Source organism: Microbacterium festucae, assembly GCF_025421715.1.
Lineage (GTDB): Bacteria > Actinomycetota > Actinomycetes > Actinomycetales > Microbacteriaceae > Microbacterium > Microbacterium festucae.
On the sequence record NZ_JAOEFC010000003.1, the window covers coordinates 247,546 to 263,685 of the forward strand.

The 16,140-nt window shown below is 72.6% G+C and carries 15 protein-coding genes; 7 read left to right on the top strand and 8 right to left on the bottom strand.

Annotation, left to right across the window (positions count from 1 at the left end):
- Positions 1 to 4: 4 nt before the first annotated feature.
- Positions 5 to 1,705 carry a thiol reductant ABC exporter subunit CydC gene (cydC, locus tag N3K63_RS11485; RefSeq protein ID WP_261580311.1) on the bottom strand — a complete coding sequence of 567 codons (1,701 nt, stop codon included), beginning with the start codon at positions 1,703 to 1,705 and terminating at the stop codon, positions 5 to 7.
- Positions 1,702 to 3,354: a thiol reductant ABC exporter subunit CydD gene (cydD, locus tag N3K63_RS11490; RefSeq protein WP_261580312.1), complete on the bottom strand. Its 1,653-nt coding sequence runs from the start codon at positions 3,352 to 3,354 to the stop codon at positions 1,702 to 1,704. Before cydD ends, cydC begins: the two co-directional genes overlap by 4 nt.
- A gap of 126 nt (positions 3,355 to 3,480) precedes the next feature.
- Here cydD and moaA point away from each other — a divergent pair, with 126 nt between their 5' ends.
- Positions 3,481 to 4,533, top strand: coding sequence for a GTP 3',8-cyclase MoaA (gene moaA, locus N3K63_RS11495; protein ID WP_261580313.1), 1,053 nt, complete (start codon positions 3,481 to 3,483; stop codon positions 4,531 to 4,533).
- A 73-nt stretch (positions 4,534 to 4,606) separates the two neighbouring features.
- Here the strand turns inward: moaA and cydB are convergent, their stop codons facing one another.
- The 3 genes from cydB to N3K63_RS11510 form a co-directional block, all read right to left on the bottom strand.
- Complete coding sequence (gene cydB / locus N3K63_RS11500) at positions 4,607 to 5,638, bottom strand: cytochrome d ubiquinol oxidase subunit II (protein ID WP_261580314.1); 1,032 nt, start codon at positions 5,636 to 5,638, stop codon at positions 4,607 to 4,609.
- Positions 5,639 to 5,647: 9 nt separating this feature from the next.
- Positions 5,648 to 7,090, bottom strand: a complete 1,443-nt coding sequence (locus N3K63_RS11505) for a cytochrome ubiquinol oxidase subunit I (RefSeq protein ID WP_261580315.1) — start codon at positions 7,088 to 7,090, stop codon at positions 5,648 to 5,650.
- A 147-nt stretch (positions 7,091 to 7,237) separates the two neighbouring features.
- Positions 7,238 to 7,858 (bottom strand): helix-turn-helix transcriptional regulator, encoded by a 621-nt coding sequence (locus N3K63_RS11510; RefSeq protein WP_261580316.1) that lies wholly within the window; start codon positions 7,856 to 7,858, stop codon positions 7,238 to 7,240.
- Between the two features lie 143 nt (positions 7,859 to 8,001).
- Between N3K63_RS11510 and N3K63_RS11515 the strand changes: the two genes are divergently transcribed.
- Positions 8,002 to 9,315: an alpha/beta hydrolase gene (locus tag N3K63_RS11515; protein WP_261580317.1), complete on the top strand. Its 1,314-nt coding sequence runs from the start codon at positions 8,002 to 8,004 to the stop codon at positions 9,313 to 9,315.
- A gap of 658 nt (positions 9,316 to 9,973) precedes the next feature.
- Here N3K63_RS11515 and N3K63_RS11520 read toward each other — a convergent pair.
- Positions 9,974 to 10,999 carry an LLM class flavin-dependent oxidoreductase gene (locus tag N3K63_RS11520; protein ID WP_261580318.1) on the bottom strand — a complete coding sequence of 342 codons (1,026 nt, stop codon included), beginning with the start codon at positions 10,997 to 10,999 and terminating at the stop codon, positions 9,974 to 9,976.
- Between the two features lie 90 nt (positions 11,000 to 11,089).
- On the opposite strand from N3K63_RS11520, the gene N3K63_RS11525 reads away from it, so the two are divergent.
- Both N3K63_RS11525 and N3K63_RS11530 read left to right on the top strand, forming a co-directional pair.
- Entirely contained in the window at positions 11,090 to 12,040 is a 951-nt protein-coding gene (locus N3K63_RS11525; protein ID WP_261580319.1) for an aldo/keto reductase, read from the top strand.
- A 35-nt stretch (positions 12,041 to 12,075) separates the two neighbouring features.
- Positions 12,076 to 12,876, top strand: a complete 801-nt coding sequence (locus N3K63_RS11530) for a methyltransferase domain-containing protein (protein ID WP_261580320.1) — start codon at positions 12,076 to 12,078, stop codon at positions 12,874 to 12,876.
- A gap of 73 nt (positions 12,877 to 12,949) precedes the next feature.
- Here N3K63_RS11530 and N3K63_RS11535 read toward each other — a convergent pair whose 3' ends face one another.
- Positions 12,950 to 13,609 carry a hypothetical protein gene (locus N3K63_RS11535; protein ID WP_261580321.1) on the bottom strand — a complete coding sequence of 220 codons (660 nt, stop codon included), beginning with the start codon at positions 13,607 to 13,609 and terminating at the stop codon, positions 12,950 to 12,952.
- Between the two features lie 135 nt (positions 13,610 to 13,744).
- Here N3K63_RS11535 and N3K63_RS11540 point away from each other — a divergent pair, with 135 nt between their 5' ends.
- Positions 13,745 to 14,755, top strand: coding sequence for an SDR family NAD(P)-dependent oxidoreductase (locus N3K63_RS11540; protein WP_261580322.1), 1,011 nt, complete (start codon positions 13,745 to 13,747; stop codon positions 14,753 to 14,755).
- 38 nt (positions 14,756 to 14,793) lie between these two features.
- On the opposite strand, the gene N3K63_RS11545 is transcribed toward N3K63_RS11540, so the two are convergent.
- Positions 14,794 to 15,096, bottom strand: coding sequence for a hypothetical protein (locus N3K63_RS11545; RefSeq protein ID WP_261580323.1), 303 nt, complete (start codon positions 15,094 to 15,096; stop codon positions 14,794 to 14,796).
- Positions 15,097 to 15,126: 30 nt separating this feature from the next.
- On the opposite strand from N3K63_RS11545, the gene N3K63_RS11550 reads away from it, so the two are divergent.
- Together N3K63_RS11550 and N3K63_RS11555 are read left to right on the top strand one after the other, a co-directional pair.
- On the top strand, positions 15,127 to 15,504 hold the full coding sequence (locus N3K63_RS11550) for a DUF3054 domain-containing protein (RefSeq protein WP_261580324.1): 378 nt from the start codon (positions 15,127 to 15,129) through the stop codon (positions 15,502 to 15,504).
- Entirely contained in the window at positions 15,501 to 16,010 is a 510-nt protein-coding gene (locus tag N3K63_RS11555) for a GNAT family N-acetyltransferase (protein ID WP_261580325.1), read from the top strand. Before N3K63_RS11550 ends, N3K63_RS11555 begins: the two co-directional genes overlap by 4 nt.
- The last annotated feature ends 130 nt before the right edge of the window (positions 16,011 to 16,140 follow it).

Below are 16,140 nucleotides of genomic sequence, written 5' to 3' on the forward strand. Positions count from 1 at the left end.
GCGCTCAGGCGATCGTGCCGTGGTCGAGCCGCACGACCCGGTCGACGAGTGCGTCGGGCACGCTCACGTGCGAGATGAGCACCACCGCCTGATCGGGGCCCACGGCCGTGAGCAGGTCGGTCAGCAGCGCATCCGACGCGTCGGCGTCGACCCCGGCGGTGGGCTCGTCGAGCACCAGCACCGGGAAGCCGTGCAGGATGCCACGGGCCAGCGCGATGCGCTGGGCCTGCCCGCCCGACACCAGCGCGCCGCGCTCGCCGACGCGGGCGCCGAGACCCCCGCGCTCGGTGAGCCACGCGCCCAGTCCGACGCGCCCCAGCACCGCGACGAGCTCGTCGTCGGTGGCGGTGTCGCGGGCGAACAGCAGGTTCTGGCGGATGTCCTCGTCGAAGAGCATCGGCTGCTGTTCGCACAGCCCCACCGTGCGGCGCACGTCGTCGGCGGCGAGGGTGTCCACCGGCGTGCCGCCGATCGTGTAGCTGCCGCCGGCGGGGAGGAACCGCACCAGCACGTGGGCGAGGGTCGTCTTGCCGGCGCCGCTCGTGCCGACCACCAGCAGCCGCTCCCCGGGGTGCACGTCGAGGTCGATGCCGTGCAGGGCGGCATCGGCGGTGCCCGGCCACGACGCGGTGACCCCGCGCAGCCGCAGGCCGTCGCCGAGGGCGGGACCGGTGCCGGTGGGGGTGCGCAGCTCGCCGGTCGGGTCGGCGGTGTCGGCGGGCGGCACCGCGTCGGCGATGCGCTCGGCGGCCGCGCGCACTTGCCGCCACGAGGAGGCGGCCAGCGGCACCGCGGCGAACACCTCGAACACCGCCATCGGCACGAGCACGACGACCGCCAGCGCCGGGCCGTCGAGCGCGCCCGACAGCACGCCGGGGGCGGCGACCAGCACCGCCAGCAGCGTCGCGGCACCGGCCAGCAGCGACACGACGGCGCCGGTGGCGGCCTGCGCGCTCGCGCGGCGGGTGACGGCGCGGCGCAGGGCCTCGTCGGCGGCGCGGATGCGGGCGGCACTGTCACCGGCGGCCCCGCACGCCATGAGCACGTCGAGGCTGCCGAGGTGGTCGAGCACGGCATCGGCGAGGCGGCCGCGCAGCGGCGCGATCGCGCGCTCGGCGCGCGCGCCCCACACCCACCCCGATGCGGTCGCGAGCACCGCGGCCATCGCGAGGCAGGCCAGCAGCGTGAGTGCCGCCGGCCACCACAGCGCCGCCACGAGTGCGACGGCCGCCAGTGCCACCGTGGCCGACGAGACGAGCGGCAGCACGACCCGCAGCGGCAGGTTCTGCAGCTCGTCGACGTCGTCGACCAGCGAGCCGAGCACCGACCCGCCGCGGGTGCGGGTCAGACCGTCGGGGGCGGGCGGGATGAGGCGGCGCACCATGTCGGTGCGGGTGGTGGCGAGCTGACGCAGTGCCGCGTCGTGGCTCGTCAGACGCTCGAGGTAGCGGAACACGGCGCGCGACAGGGCGAAGGCGCGCACGCCGACCACCGCCGCGGTGATGTACATGACGGCGGGCTGCTCGGCGGCGCGGACGATCAGCCACGCGCTCACCGCGAGGAGGGCGACCGCCGAGGCCTCGGAGAGGAAGGCCGAGGCGGCGCCGGGCCAGAAGCGGCGGGCAGAGGGCATCGCGCCGCGCAGCACGTCGGCGGTCGTCACCCGTGCCGATGCCGGACGGGGAGGGGCGACGGGGGCGCTCATGCCGACACCTCCGCGGGCACCAGGTCGACGGTGCGGTCGGCGATGGCTGCGGCGCTGGACCGGTGCGAGACCAGCAGCACGGCCGCGCCGTCGTCGGCCAGACGTCGCACCGACTGCCACAGGGCCGCTTCGGTGACGGCATCCAGCGCGGCGCTCGGCTCGTCGAGGGCGATCACCGGTCCGGTGCCGCGCAGGTGCCGGTAGAACGCGCGGGCCACCGCCACGCGCTGGGCCTGGCCGCCGCTGAGCCCCGCGCCGAGCACCCCGAGCTCGGCGTCGGGGTCGATGCCGTCGGCTTCGGCCAGGGTCAGGGCGCGGGCGACCAGGTCGCGGTCGGCCTGCCGGTCGCCGAGGGCGACGTTGTCGGCGACGGTGCCCGACACCAGTCCCGGCTGCTGGCCGGCCCACGCCAGCCAGCGCGACGCGTCGAGGGTGTCGACCTCGTGGCCGCCGAAGGTCGCCGTGCCCTCGTGGGCGGCCGCGCCGCGCAGCACCGCGAGCAGGCTCGATTTGCCGGCGCCGCTCGGCCCCCGCACCAGCACGACCTCGCCGGCGGCGACCCGCAGCGAGACGGGCGGCAGCAGCCGCTCACCGCGGCGCACGCGCACCCCGTCGACCACCAGGTCGCCGGTCGCGGGTGGGGCGGCGACGGCGCGCTCGGGGGCGGCGCGGGCGGCGTCGAGTACCGCGAACACGTCATCGGTGGCGGCCACGCCCTCGGCGGCGGCGTGGAACTGCACGCCCACCTGGCGCACCGGCAGGTAGGCCTCGGGCGCCAGCAGCAGCACGAACAGGCCCACCGTCAGTGCCAGCGTGCCGTCGAGCAGGCGGAACCCGATGGTCACCGCGACGATGGCCACCGAGATGGAGGCGAGGAACTCCAGTGCGAAGCCGGAGAGGAACGAGACGCGCAGCACCCGCATCGTCTCGCGCCGGTAGCCGGCGGTCACCCGCTCGATCGAGTCGACGGCGCGGTGCTGGCGGCCGAACACCTTGAGGGTCGACAGGCCCCGCACCGTATCGGCGAAGCGCGCCGCGAGGCGGCCGAGCGTCTGCCACTGCTTCTGCTGCACCGTGCGGGTGGCCAGGCCGATGAGCACCATGAACAGCGGGATCAGCGGGAGGGTGAGCAGCACCGTGAGCCCCGAGATCCAGTCCATCCACCACATCACCGCGACGAGGATCGGCGTGGCGATCGCCGTCTGCGCCAGCTGCGGGAGGTACCGGCCGAAGTAGGCGTCGAGGGCGCCGAGCCCGCGTCCGGCGGTCACGGCCAGCCGCGCGGTGCTCGCCCCGGCCAGCCAGCCGGCGCCCAGCCGGTCGACGGCCGTCATCAGCTGGGCGCGCAGCTGCCCCTGCACGCGGGCAGCGGCACGGGCGGCGATGTCTTCGCGCAGCCACAGCAGCGCGGCGCGCAGCGCGATGACGCCGAGAAGGGGGAGCACGACGGGTGCGAGGTCGTCGCCGGCGACGGCGCGCACGACCGCCTGGGTCACCAGCCACGCGAACGCGACGATCGTGAGGGTCTGGGCGAGGCCCAGCAGCGCGATCGCCACGACGAACCGGCGGGATGCCGACGCGTAGCGCAGCAGCCGGGGGTCGACCGGTCCGGCGAAGCCTTTCGGCTTGGGCGGATCCGTCGAAGCCATGCTTCGATGATGCCACCCCGCCGCGGCCCCTCCTCGCCCGCGGGCCGGAACTTTCAGCCTGCCTGCAGGCGCCGTTGTCACGGCCGTCTCCGCGCCGACCGGTGGTGGCGCAGGTACCCTCGAACCATGCCCGCCGTCAACCTCTCCCTCACGCCCCGGCCCGCCGCCGTCGCGGCGCCGGAAGAGGGGGCCCTGGTCGACCGATTCGGGCGCGTGCACCGCGACCTGCGCATCTCCCTCACCGACCGCTGCTCGCTGCGTTGCACCTACTGCATGCCCGAGCAGGGCAACGAGTGGCTGGCGCGCAACGGCATCCTCACCGCCGACGAGATCGAGCGCGTCGCCACCATCGCCGCGGCCGCGGGCATCACGACCTTCCGTCTCACTGGCGGCGAACCGCTGCTGCGCACCGACCTGATCGACATCGTGGCGCGACTGGCGCGCATCGCCGGGCCCGCCGGGCCGGTGGAGATCGCGATGACGACCAACGGCATCCGCCTGGGCGAGAAGCTGCCGGCGCTCATCGACGCGGGCCTGTCGCGCCTGAACATCTCCATCGACACGCTCGACCGCGAGCGCTTCCACGCCCTCACCCGCCGCGACCGCCTCGACGACGTGCGCGCCGGCATCGCGGCCGCCGCCGCCTCGGGCCTGCGCCCCCTCAAGCTCAACGCCGTCGCCATGCGCGGTGTCAACGACGACGAGCTCGTCGACCTGGTCGAGTTCGCCCTCGCCCACGACGCGCAGATGCGCTTCATCGAGCAGATGCCGCTGGATGCCGGTCACACCTGGGACCGCAACACCATGGTCACCCGGGAGGAGATCCTCGCCGCCCTGGCCACCCGCTGGGACATCGAGCCGGTCCCCGCCCGCGGCGGCGCCCCCGCCGAGCGCTTCGTGCTCGACGGCGGTCCGGCCACCGTCGGCGTCATCGCCTCGGTCACCGCGCCGTTCTGCGGCGACTGCGACCGGCTGCGCCTCACCGCCGACGGGCAGCTGCGCAACTGCCTGTTCTCGCTCGACGAGTACGACCTGCTGCCTGTGCTGCGCTCGGGGCAGGGCGACGACGCCGTCGAGGCGATCCTGCGCAGCTGTGTGCACGGCAAGCTCCCCGGTCATGCGATCGACGACCCCTCGTTCCTCCAGCCCGCCCGCGGCATGAACGCGATCGGCGGCTGACGGCCGCACCTCGCGGGTGCGGCGGCGTCGACCGCCGATCGGCTCTGCTGGCTGCAGGTCGGGTGCTCCCGGTTCAGTGCGCGTCGGCCGCGGCCTTCTCGATCGTCGAGCGGGTGACCCGTTTGCGGAAGATCCAGTAAGTCCAGGCCTGGTAGGCGAGCACCAGCGGCAGGAAGATCACCGCGGCCCACGTCATGATCCCGAGCGTGTAGTCGGTGCTCGAGGCGTTCTCGATCGTCAGGCTGAAGGCCGGGTCGGTCGACGACGGCATCACGAACGGGAACAGCGCCAGCCACAGCGTCAGCACGGCGAACACGATCGACACGGCGCCCGCGGCGAAGGCCCGGCCGTCACGGTCGATCCAGTTGAAGACCACGGATGCCAGCAGCGCCACGGCGGCCACCACGCCGCATCCGATCACGGCCCACAGCAGCGGCGCCTCGCGGCCCGCGGCGATGAAGATCGTCCACACCACGGTGCCGGCGGCGAAGACGACCGTGGGGAGGGCGAGCTTCTTGCCCAGCGCCTGGGCGTCGTGGTGCACCTCGCCGTCGGTCTTGAGCCCGATGAAGTACACGCCGTGCAGGAAGAACAGCAGCAGCGTGGTCACGCCCACCCACAGGCCGTAGGGGTTCAGCAGCGTCAGCAGCGACCCGGTGAACTCGTGGTCGGCGTCCAGCGGCACGCCCTGCACGATGTTGCCCACCGCGACGCCCCACAGCAGCGCCGGCAGCGCCGAACCGATGACGATCATCCGGTCGTAGCGGCGCCGCGAGCGCTCGTCGGTGGCACGGTGGCGGTACTCGAACGAGACGCCCCGCAGGATGAGCGCCAGCAGGATGAGCAGCAGCGCCAGGTAGAACCCGCTGAACAGCGTCGCGTACCACTCCGGGAACGCGGCGAACAGGCAGGCGCCGGCGACGATGACCCAGGTCTCGTTGAGATCCCAGACCGGGCCGATCGTGTTGATGATCTGTCGGCGGGCGACGTCGGTCTTGCCCAGGAAGGGCAGCGACATGCCCACACCGAAGTCGAAGCCGTCGAGGACGAAGTAGCCGACGAACAGCACGCCGACGATGAAGAACCAGAGGTACGCGAGATCCATCGTGTGCTCCTAGTAGACCGTGGCCAGGGTGTCGTCGTGCGGTGCGGAGTCCTCGCCGGGCGGCGCGATCTCTTCGGGGCCCTTCTGGGCGGCACGGACGATGAGTTTGAACTCCACCACCGCCAGGACGGCGTAGATGGCGGTGAAGGCGATGAGCGAGATGAGCACGTTCCAGCCGGGCACCGAGGGCGAGACGCCGTCTTCGGTGAGCATGAGGCCGAACACGATCCAGGGCTGGCGGCCCATCTCGGTGAACACCCAGCCGACGAGGCTGCCGAGCATCGGCAGCGGCGCCGCCCAGATCGCGACCCGCCAGGCCCACTGCGGCACCGGGCGCTTCGCGTTCTTGCGGGTGAGCCACAGGCCCGCGACGGCGATGAGCGCGGCGAGCCCGCCGAAGCCCATCATCCAGCGGAACGACCAGTAGGTGACCCAGATGGTGGGGGCGAAGCTCAGGCCCTCGCCGCCGAGCTGGTCGGCCCACGCCGGCCACTGCGCGGCGTACTGGGCGTTGAGGTCGTTGATGCCCTCCACGCAGCCGTCGAGGGTGTGCGTCGACAGGAACGACAGCAGGTAGGGCACGCGCAGCGACCAGATCTCGCTCGTGCCGTCGGGGGTGCCCAGCGAGAAGATCGAGAACGAGGCATCCGCGCCGCACGCGGTGTTGTAGAGCGCTTCGGCGGCGGCCATCTTCATCGGCTGGGTGGCGACCATCTGCAGGCCCAGCAGATCGCCCGACACGGCGACGCCGGCGAACGAGATCACCAGGAACCACAGCCCGAACCGCAGCGCCTTGCGCATGCTCTCCAGGTGCTGGCCGCGGCGCAGGTGCCAGGCGGCGGTGGCGATGACCACGGCCGCGGCGAACATGAACGCCGCGAAGATCGTGTGCGGGAATGTGGCCAGCACCACCCGGTTGGTGAGCACCGCGAAGAAGTCGGTGAGCTCGGCGCGCCCGCCGTCTGCGGCCATGGTGTAGCCGACCGGGTTCTGCATGAACGAGTTGGCGGCGAGGATGAAGTAGGCCGAGAGGGTCGCGCCGATCCAGGCGACCCAGATGCTCGCCAGGTGCAGGCCGCGGGGCAGGCGGTTCCACCCGAAGATCCACAGGCCGAGGAAGGTGGCTTCGAGGAAGAAGGCGAGGAGGCCCTCGAAGGCCAGCGGCGCCCCGAACACGTCGCCGACGAAGCGCGAGTAGGCCGACCAGTTCATGCCGAACTGGAACTCCTGGACGATGCCGGTGACCACGCCCATCGCGAAGTTGATGAGGAACATGCCGCCGAACAGGCGGGTCAGCTGCAGCCACTTCACGTCGCCGGTGCGGTGCCACACCGTCTGGAAGATGGCCACGACCAGGCCCATGCCGAGGGTGAGCGGCACGAAGATGTAGTGGTACAGCGTCGTCAGGCCGAACTGCCATCGGGCGAGGATCAGCGGATCCAGGAACTCCATGCTCGTCTTCCCCTCGGTCGGGCGGGTCTTCCTCGGGACTGAAGGTACACAGAGTGCTCCCAGCCTTCCAGGGGCCCCGCGCCGTGTTTAATCGGTCGGCGGACTCGTGTTGCTCGGTCGGTGGATTCAGGCGCGCTGTCGGTGGGCTCAGGCGCGCGCGGCGAGCATCAGCTGGATCACGCAGTCGCGCGGGTCGCAGGAGGTGCGCATCCCGTCGATCGCCAGCGGGCCGCCGGCCTGGTTGAGGACGGACTGCATGAGTCCCAGGTGCACGGCGCACAGCACCTCGCGGTGGGCGGCCTGTGCTTCGGCCTGCGCGCAGGGGGTCAGTTCGACGGTGAGGTTCGTCTCGTCGATGATCGGGTCGAACCCGGCGTCGATGAGGTCTTCGACCAGCGCGTCGACCTGGTGCAGCGCGTCGGTCTCGAGCACGGGCGGAGCGCCGGGCAGCACGCGGCGCATGAGGTCGCCGCGCTGGGCGGCGTCTTTGACCTTGCGCTCCTGCACCGCGCTGAAGGTGGCCTCGCCGTCGGCGGCGCTGTAGAGCACGCGCGGCCGGCCCCGCGTGGTGCGGTGCTCGGTCTCGGCGACGACGTAGCCGTCTTCGATGAGTCGCTGCAGGTGCTCGCGGACGGTGTTGGGGTGCAGGTCGGTCGCGCCGACCACATCGGCGACCGTGCGCTGGGGCTCACGCTGGATCAGATTGAGGATCTCGACGCGGGAGTAGCTGGAAATCGCGCTGTAGGTGAGCGGTCGTCCTGAGGTCATACCACTCATTATTCACGTTTTTCACGGTCAGTCCAGTGGTCTGAGCACATCGGTTCTTCCGGTCCCCTGGCAGGTCTTTTCCGACGGTGCGTCGGGGTGGGATTCCGCAGGTGCCGCGCCGTACTCTTCTGCAAGGAGGCATGATGAACATCTGGCAGCTGCAGGTCATCGACGGACCGTTCCCGTGGGCGGTCTACGCCCTGGCGGCCGTGCTCGTCGTCATCCTCGTCGTGCGGCGGTGGCGCCGGCGGGCGCTGCGCTGGGCGCTGGTCGGCGCGGTCATCGGCGGCCTCATCGCCACCGCGGTGTGGGTCTACGCCAACGTCTCGCTCGTCTTCGGCGACCCGCTGCCGCTGGCGGCCCTCGCGTGGGCGGGCGCGGCACTGGCCGCCTCGGGGTTCGCCCTGGGCGGGCTCGTCGGCGCGCGCGTGTGGCGGCGCATCGTCTCGATCCTCGCGGTGCCGGTGTTCCTGTTCACCGCCATGCTCGGCATCAACGACTGGTACGACCTCAACCCCACCCTCGGCAGCATCTTCGGCATCTCGGGATTGAACGAGCTCGACCTGCCCGACGGTGCGTCGACCGCCGCGGCGCCGGCACCCGACGCGCAGATCTATCAGACCTGGCAGGCGCCGGCGGGGATGCCTGCCAAGGGCACGCGCGGCACGCAGAAGATCCCGGCGACCGCGTCGGGTTTCGATGCGCGCGACGCCGGCATCTACCTGCCGCCCGCCGCCCTGGGCGCCGACGCCCCCGCGCTGCCGCTGGTCATCATGATGATGGGCCAGCCCGGCAACCCCGATCCGACCGCCATCGGCGACGTGCTCGACGAATTCGCCGCGCAGCACGACGGCCTGGCGCCCATCGTCATCGTCGCCGATCAGCTCGGTCAGGACGGCGCAGACCCGGCCGGCAACGACCCCGCGTGCGCCGACTCGCAGGGCTTCGGCAACGCGCGCACCTACATCACCACCGACGTCGTGGCCTGGGCGAAGCAGAACCTGCACATCATCGACGACCCGCGCTACTGGGTGATCGCCGGCTACTCCAACGGCGGCGGATGCGCCATCACCTACGGGGCCGCCTTCCCCGAGAAGTGGAAGAACATCCTCGACGTGTCGGGCGAGGAATTCCCCGGGTCGGAGCGGGTCGACCAGACCCTCGCCACCGTCTACGGCGGCGACCAGAGCGCGTTCGAGGCCTCCAAGCCCGTCACCATCATGCAGAAGGCCCCCGCCGGCGCCTACCGCGGCATGACCGCGGTGTTCACCGCCGGCTCCGACGACCCCGGATTCTCTGCCGCCTCGGTCAAACTCGCCGACCAGGCCAAGGCGGTCGGCATGACCGTCACCCAGTACGAGGTCCCCGGCGCCGGCCACACCGGCCCCGCCCTCGCCGGCGGCCTGGAGGAGGGCTTCTCCGTGCTCTACCCCGTGCTCGGTCTCTCGGCCGGGTAGGCGGGTGGCGGCATCCGCGGGCCACGCATTTCGGAGGGTGCGATCCATCTCGGAGGATGCGCCCGGAATCCTCCGAGTCGGGTGCTGCGCTCCGAACTCGATGCTGCGGAGGGGACGTTGTCGGGGCGGGACGGCCCCGGGATCGCCGCTGCTGTGGTGCGGAGGGCGCAGGGGAGGCGCGCGCCGCAGCGAACGATCTGCGCGGCTCGGCATCCAAGGTTAAGCATTCTCGGAGTGCGCGATCTGTCTCGGAGGATTCGCCCGGAATCATCCGATCCCGGTACTGATCTCCGAAACGGATGCTGGGGAGGCGGAGTTCTCGACCGCGGGCGAGTCCTCGGGGCCGCGCTGTTGCGGTTCGAGGGGTGGCCGATGCGCGCCGACGTTCGCGGGTGTCCGGGTGGCGGCATCCGCGGGTGGCGCATTTCGGAGTGTGCGATCCATCTCGGAGGATGCGCCCGGAATCCTCCGATCCCGGTACTGATCTCCGAGACGGATGCCGCGCGTCGGGCGGCCGAATGCCGACCGTATGCCGCGCGTCGGGCGGCCGGACGCCGACCGGATGCCGTGCGTCGGACGGAAGAACCGCGACCGGATGCCGCGAGCCGGCGACCCGCACCCCCCGCACGGATGCCGCAGCACCCGGCATCCGGTCAGGTCACGCGGTGGAGGGCTTCCAGCCGAGCGCCGGGGCGACGTGGGTCGCGAACGACTCGATGACCCGCAGGTTGAACGCGACGCCCAGCTGGCTCGGGATGGTGAGCATGAGGGTGTCGGCGCTGGCGATGGCGGCGTCCTGTCTGAGCTGCTCGACGAGCACGTCGGGCGCAGCGGCGTAGGTCTTGCCGAAGGTCGAGCGGAAGCCGTCGATGTAGCCGATGCCGTCGCCCTCCTGGCTGTGGCCGAAGTAGAGCTCGTCTTCGGCGGTGGTGATCGGGAAGATCGACCGGCTCACCGAGACCCGCGGGGTGCCGGGGTGTCCGGCATCCGCCCAGGCGGCGCGGAACGCGGCGATCTGCTCGGCCTGCAGCACGTCGAACGGGCGGCCGTCGGCTTCGGTGACGAGCGTCGACGACATGAGGTTGAGGCCCTGTGCGCCGGCCCACTCGGCCGTGCCGCGGGTGCCCGACCCCCACCAGATGCGCGAGGGCAGTCCGGGGGACTGGGGTTCGATCTGCTGCAGTCCGCTGCCGCCGCCGAAGGGGCTGTCGGCATCGCGCTCGGCGAGGCCCTCGCCGTGGATGGCGCGCCAGAACAGCTCGAAGTGCTCGCGGGCGAGGTCGGCCCCGCGCGGGTCGTCGGCGGCGTAGCCGAACGCCTCGTAGCCGCGCACGACGGTCTCGGGTGAGCCGCGGCTCACGCCGAGGGCGAGGCGTCCGCCCGAGATGAGGTCGACGGCGGCGGCCTCTTCGGCCAGGTAGAGGGGGTTCTCGTAGCGCATGTCGATCACGCCGGTGCCCATCTCGATGCGCGTCGTCTTGGCGGCGATGGCCGCCAGCAGCGGCATCGGCGAGGCCTGCTGCCGGGCGAAGTGGTGCACGCGGAACGAGATGCCGTTGACGCCGAGGTCGTCCATGCCCTGGGCGAGGTCGATCGCCTGCAGCATCGAGTCGGCGGCGGTGAGTTGGCGTCCGCCGCCGAGGGGGCCGTAATGGCCGAAGGAGAGGGTTCCGAAGCGTTCCATGTCGTTGGCAACCGTACGCCCGTCCGGTTCATTCCAGTGAATGGATGCCGTCGGCGGAATACCCCGCGGTCGGTCAGACTTGACCTCATCATGACCCGCATCGGAAACAGCGACCTCGACGTCTTCCCCCTCTCCCTCGGCGGCAACGTGTTCGGCTGGACGGCCGACCGCGACACCTCCTTCGCGATCCTCGACGCGTTCGTCGCCGGCGGTGGCGACTTCATCGACACGGCCGACTCGTACAGCGCCTGGGTGCCGGGCAACACCGGCGGCGACAGCGAGCGGATCATCGGCGCGTGGCTGGCCGACCGCCGCCCCGCCGGGGTCACCGTCGCCACCAAGGTGAGCCAGCACCCCGACTTCAAGGGTCTCGCGGCCGCCAACGTGCGCGCCGCCGCCGAGGCCTCCCGCGAGCGACTCGGCGTCGAGTCCATCGACCTGTACTACGCCCACTTCGACGACGCCGAGACCCCGCTGGAAGAGACCGTCGCCGCCTTCGGCGCGCTCGTGGCCGACGGCATCGTGCGCCACACCGCCGTCTCGAACTACTCGGCCGACCGCATCCGCGAGTGGGTGCGCATCGCCCGCGAGCTGGGCGTGGCGGAGCCGGTGGCGGTGCAGCCGCACTACAACCTCGTGCACCGCGAGACCGAGAACGACATCATCCCCGCCGCCGAAGAGCTCGGCCTGGGCGTCGTTCCCTACTTCTCGCTGGCCAAGGGCTTCCTCACCGGCAAGTACCGCTCCACCGACACCGAGGGGCAGTCCTCGCCGCGTGCCGCCGGCGCCGCCCAGTACGCCACCCCGCAGGGCCTGCAGATCATCGACACCCTCGAGCGCATCGGCTCGGCGCACGGCGTCTCGATCGCGGCCACCGCGATCGCATGGCTGCGCGCCAAGCCCGCCGTCGTCGCGCCGCTCGCGTCGGCCTCGCGCCCCGATCAGCTTCCCGACCTGCTCGCCGGTGCGTCGACGCAGCTGACGGCCGACGAGGTCGCCGAGCTCGACGCCGTGTCGGAGTGGACCCCCGCCGACATGTGAGCGCGGCGGGGCGCCCGCCCCGCCACAATGAGTGCATGGCCGACGACTACACCCACGGACATCACGAGAGCGTGCTGCGCTCGCACCGCTGGCGCACCGCCGAGAACTCGGCGGCGTACCTGCTGCCGCACCTTCGGGCGGGCCTCGACCTGCTCGACGTGGGCGCCGGGCCGGGCACGATCACCCTCGACCTCGCCGCGCGCGTGGCTCCGGGGCGGGTGCGGGGCATCGACGCGTCGGCGGCGGTCGTGGCCGAGGCCGAGGCCGCGCGGGCAGCGGCCGGGGTCGCCGGCGTGGAGTTCGCCGTCGACGACGCCTACGCCCTGTCGGATGCCGACGCCACCTGGGACATCGTGCACGCGCACCAGGTGCTCCAGCACCTCACCCGGCCGGTCGAGGCGCTGCGCGAGTTCCGTCGGGTCGTGCGCCCGGGCGGCGTGGTCGCGGTGCGCGACGTCGACTACGAGGGGGCCATCTGGTGGCCGCGGCTGCCGGGACTGGACGAGTGGCGCGAGGTCTACCTCGCGGTGCACCGCGGCACCAGCGGCGAGCCCGCCGCCGGGCGCCGGCTCAAGGCGTGGGCGCAGGATGCCGGTTTCGCGCGCATCGACGCCACGGCATCCCTCTGGCTGTTCGAGACGCCCGCCGACCGCGCCTGGTGGGGAGGCGCGTGGGCCGACCGTGCACTGCACTCGTCGTTCGCCGACAACGCGCGCCGGCTCGGGCTGGCCGACGACGCCGCGCTGCAGCGCATCAGCGACGCGTGGCGGGAGTGGGCGGCCGCCGACGACGGCTGGCTTCTGATGCCGCACGGCGAGGTGCTCGCGCGCGACTGACCCGATGTCGGGGCCGGCGGCGCGCGCCGCGCTCCGCCGCGCCGCGCCGCGCCGCGCCGCGCCGCGCCGAGGCTCAGGGGAGCAGGCGCTCGATGCCGGCGACGAACGCGTCGAGGTCGAAGGCGAGCTGCTCCTCGCCGAAGTTGTCGACCCGTTCGTCGACCAGGCGCCGCAGGGCGGGGTAGCCCTCGTCGGTCTGGGCCAGCGCATCGCGCAGCGCCTCGATCTGCGGGTGGCCGCCGGCGCGGGCGCCGATGATCGCGTCGCGGGCGAAGCCGGTGCAGGTAGTCACCAGCAGGTGCATGGCGCGGCTGGTGGTGACCGGGTCGAGGCCCGCGGCCAGCAGTCGTTCGGCGACGATCTCCGAGCCGTCGGCCACGACGAGGTCGCGCGGGCTCGTGAACCGGAAGTGGGCGACCCATTCGCCGGTGTCGACGGTGCTGCGCCACATCGCCCGGCCGTAGGCGCGGCAGGCGTCCTGCCAGGTGACGCCGAGGTCGAGCTCTTCGTCGGCGAGGCGGGAGCGGTAGGCGTCGATGGCCAGCAGCTCGAGCAGGCTCTCGCGGTCGGTGATGTGGTGGTTGAGCGCTTTGCGGTCCACGCCCAGCGCGTCGGCGACCCGTTGCATGGTGACCTCGGCGGGCGGGATGCCGCGGGCGGCGTCGACGATCGCATCCAGGTCGATGCCGGCGCGGATGCCGCGTCCGCGTCGCGGAAGCTGTGCCTTCGCCATGGGTTCCCCGTCTCTTGCGTCGTGCCCCTTGGCATTCCGACGCCCCCGAGCCTATTCTTTCCCGCGCGGGAATTGTTTTTCCCGGTCGGGATTTGGAGTATCGGACCCGCCCGAGGTCCGAGGAAGCGAAGCATCATGTCAGCGAAGAAGCTCACCGCCGCGAGCCCCATCGGCGAATGGCTCGATGACGAGGTGGGAGGCCCGCTCGTGGGCGGTCTGCTCGCCGCCAGCGGCGCCACCGCCGAGACCCTCGCGCCGCTGCGCGCCCTGCCGCTGCAGCAGCTGGTGGCCCTCAGCCAGGGGCAGCTGCCGCAGTCGGTGGTCGACGACCTCGTGCGCCAGGCCAACGGCGGCGAGATCCCCGACGACGAGGCGCCGTCGGGCTGGGTGGAGAAGATCACGGCGGGGCGCTTCGCGGGGCAGACGGTGGTCGTCACCGGCGCCGCCAGCGGCATCGGGCGCGCCACTGCGGCCCGCGTGGCGCGCGAGGGCGGCCGGGTCGTCGCCGTCGACGTCTCGGCCGACAAGCTCGCCGAGTTCGCGGCATCCCTTCCCGAAGCCGACATCGTCACGGTGGCCGGCGACATCACCCGGCAGGAGTCGATCGACGAGATCGTCGCCGCCGCGGGGGAGCGCATAGACGCGCTCGCCAACGTCGCCGGCATCAACGACGACTTCTCGCCCCTGCACGAGACGACCGACGCCATGTGGGACCGCGTGATGGGCGTCAACGTCACGGGCGCCTTCAAGCTCACCCGCGCGGTGCTGCCGGCGATGATCGCGGCCGGCCGCGGCTCGGTCGTGAATATCGCCTCCGAGGCGGGCCTGCGCGGCAGCGCCTCGGGCAACGCCTACACGACCAGCAAGCACGCCGTCGTCGGGCTCACCCGCTCGGCCGCGTTCATGTACGGACCCCACGGCATCCGCGTGAACGCCGTCGCCCCCGGCGGCGTGGCCACCGGCATCCCCTTCCCGCCGCACGTGTCCGAGGCCGGCTCCGCCCGGCTGCAGCCGTTCCAGTCCGCGATCCCGACGCTCGCCACGGCCGAGCAGCTGGCCGCCTCGATCACGTTCCTGCTGTCGGATGACGGGGTGAACCTCAACGGGGTCATCCTGCCCAGCGACGGCGGCTGGTCGGTGCAGTAGGTGCGGGGCCGGCGGCCAGAGGCGCGGGGGCGCCGAGGTCAGGGCGCGGGCCGCAACCCGGTCTCGATGATGATGCGACCGCCGTCGATCACGCCGGGGCCGTCGCCCGGGATCGGTGCGGGTGCGGGCATGATCTGCTCCGCCTCCCACACCGCCTGCGCCTCGGCCGCCGACGGCCGCCACACCTCGTCGAAGCCGACGATGCCGCCGCTGGAGAGGGCCCGCGGGCGCCCCTGGCGACGGGAGCGGCGCGCGTCCCACCACAGCCACACGCCGTAGACGGGGAACAGGGCCAGCACGGTGAGAAAGCCCCACATCAGCGCGCCGCCGAACCCGTCCATGCGCACAGGATACGTCCGTAGGCTGGAGTGATGGCATCCGTGCGCTCTGTGCTGTCCGCCCTGCTCGTCGACGTCGTGCTGGTGGTCGTGTTCGCGGTGATCGGGCGCGCCAGCCATGCCGAAGACCTGCTCGCGGGGCTGTGGACCACCGCCTGGCCGTTCCTGGCCGCGCTCGCCGTCGGCTGGCTGGTCGCGCAGGCCTGGCGCGCCCCGCTCGCGCCGCTGCGCACCGGACTGCCCGTGTGGGCCGTCACCCTCGTCGGGGGCATGCTGCTGCGCGCCGCGTCGGGGCAGGGCACCGCCGTCGCGTTCATCGTGGTCGCCGCCCTCTCGCTGCTGCTTCTGCTGGTGGGGTGGCGTGCGCTCGCGTCGCTCGTGACCCGGCGGCGTGCGATGCTCGAGGCATGACTGTGCGCACCCTCCCCGGCGACGCGACCCTCCGCGCGGCCCGGCCGGGCGACGAGCCCGGCATCCTCGCCATGATCCAGGCGCTCGCCGACTACGAACGCGAGCCGGATGCCGTGCAAAACACCGCATCGATGCTCACCGACACGCTGTTCGGCGCCGATCCGCGCGCCTTCGCGCACGTCGTCGAGCGTGACGGGCGCATCGTGGGCATCGCCGTCTGGTTCCTCACCTACTCCACCTGGACCGGGCGTCACGGCGTCTGGCTCGAAGACCTCATCGTCGACGAGGGCGAGCGCGGCCGCGGCTACGGCAAGGCGCTCATCGCGTCGCTGGCCGAGGTGTGCGTCACGCGCGGCTACTCCCGGCTCGAATGGACTGTGCTCGACTGGAACGCCCCGTCGATCGCGTTCTACCGCTCGCTCGGCGCCGCCCCGCAAGACGAATGGACCACCCAGCGCCTCGTCGGCGACGACCTCGTGCGCCTCGCGGGGGTCGGCGCCCGCTGACCCGGAGCCGCTGGCCCGGGGCGCGGGGCGCGGGGCGCGGGTGCGGGTGCGGCACCGGATTCGGAGGTCGGCACCGGACTCGGAGCTTTTCGCCCGGATCCTCCGAACCCGGTGGCGTCCTCCGATCCGG

Excerpts from the sequence above, each read along its gene's own strand:
- cydC (WP_261580311.1), bottom strand. The coding sequence starts at position 1,705 with ATGAGCGCCCCCGTCGCCCCTCCCCGTCCGGCATCGGCACGGGTGACG.
- cydD (WP_261580312.1), bottom strand. The coding sequence starts at position 3,354 with ATGGCTTCGACGGATCCGCCCAAGCCGAAAGGCTTCGCCGGACCGGTC.
- moaA (WP_261580313.1), top strand. The coding sequence starts at position 3,481 with ATGCCCGCCGTCAACCTCTCCCTCACGCCCCGGCCCGCCGCCGTCGCG.
- cydB (WP_261580314.1), bottom strand. The coding sequence starts at position 5,638 with ATGGATCTCGCGTACCTCTGGTTCTTCATCGTCGGCGTGCTGTTCGTC.
- N3K63_RS11505 (WP_261580315.1), bottom strand. The coding sequence starts at position 7,090 with ATGGAGTTCCTGGATCCGCTGATCCTCGCCCGATGGCAGTTCGGCCTG.
- N3K63_RS11510 (WP_261580316.1), bottom strand. The coding sequence starts at position 7,858 with ATGACCTCAGGACGACCGCTCACCTACAGCGCGATTTCCAGCTACTCC.
- N3K63_RS11515 (WP_261580317.1), top strand. The coding sequence starts at position 8,002 with ATGAACATCTGGCAGCTGCAGGTCATCGACGGACCGTTCCCGTGGGCG.
- N3K63_RS11520 (WP_261580318.1), bottom strand. The coding sequence starts at position 10,999 with ATGGAACGCTTCGGAACCCTCTCCTTCGGCCATTACGGCCCCCTCGGC.
- N3K63_RS11525 (WP_261580319.1), top strand. The coding sequence starts at position 11,090 with ATGACCCGCATCGGAAACAGCGACCTCGACGTCTTCCCCCTCTCCCTC.
- N3K63_RS11530 (WP_261580320.1), top strand. The coding sequence starts at position 12,076 with ATGGCCGACGACTACACCCACGGACATCACGAGAGCGTGCTGCGCTCG.
- N3K63_RS11535 (WP_261580321.1), bottom strand. The coding sequence starts at position 13,609 with ATGGCGAAGGCACAGCTTCCGCGACGCGGACGCGGCATCCGCGCCGGC.
- N3K63_RS11540 (WP_261580322.1), top strand. The coding sequence starts at position 13,745 with ATGTCAGCGAAGAAGCTCACCGCCGCGAGCCCCATCGGCGAATGGCTC.
- N3K63_RS11545 (WP_261580323.1), bottom strand. The coding sequence starts at position 15,096 with ATGGACGGGTTCGGCGGCGCGCTGATGTGGGGCTTTCTCACCGTGCTG.
- N3K63_RS11550 (WP_261580324.1), top strand. The coding sequence starts at position 15,127 with ATGGCATCCGTGCGCTCTGTGCTGTCCGCCCTGCTCGTCGACGTCGTG.
- N3K63_RS11555 (WP_261580325.1), top strand. The coding sequence starts at position 15,501 with ATGACTGTGCGCACCCTCCCCGGCGACGCGACCCTCCGCGCGGCCCGG.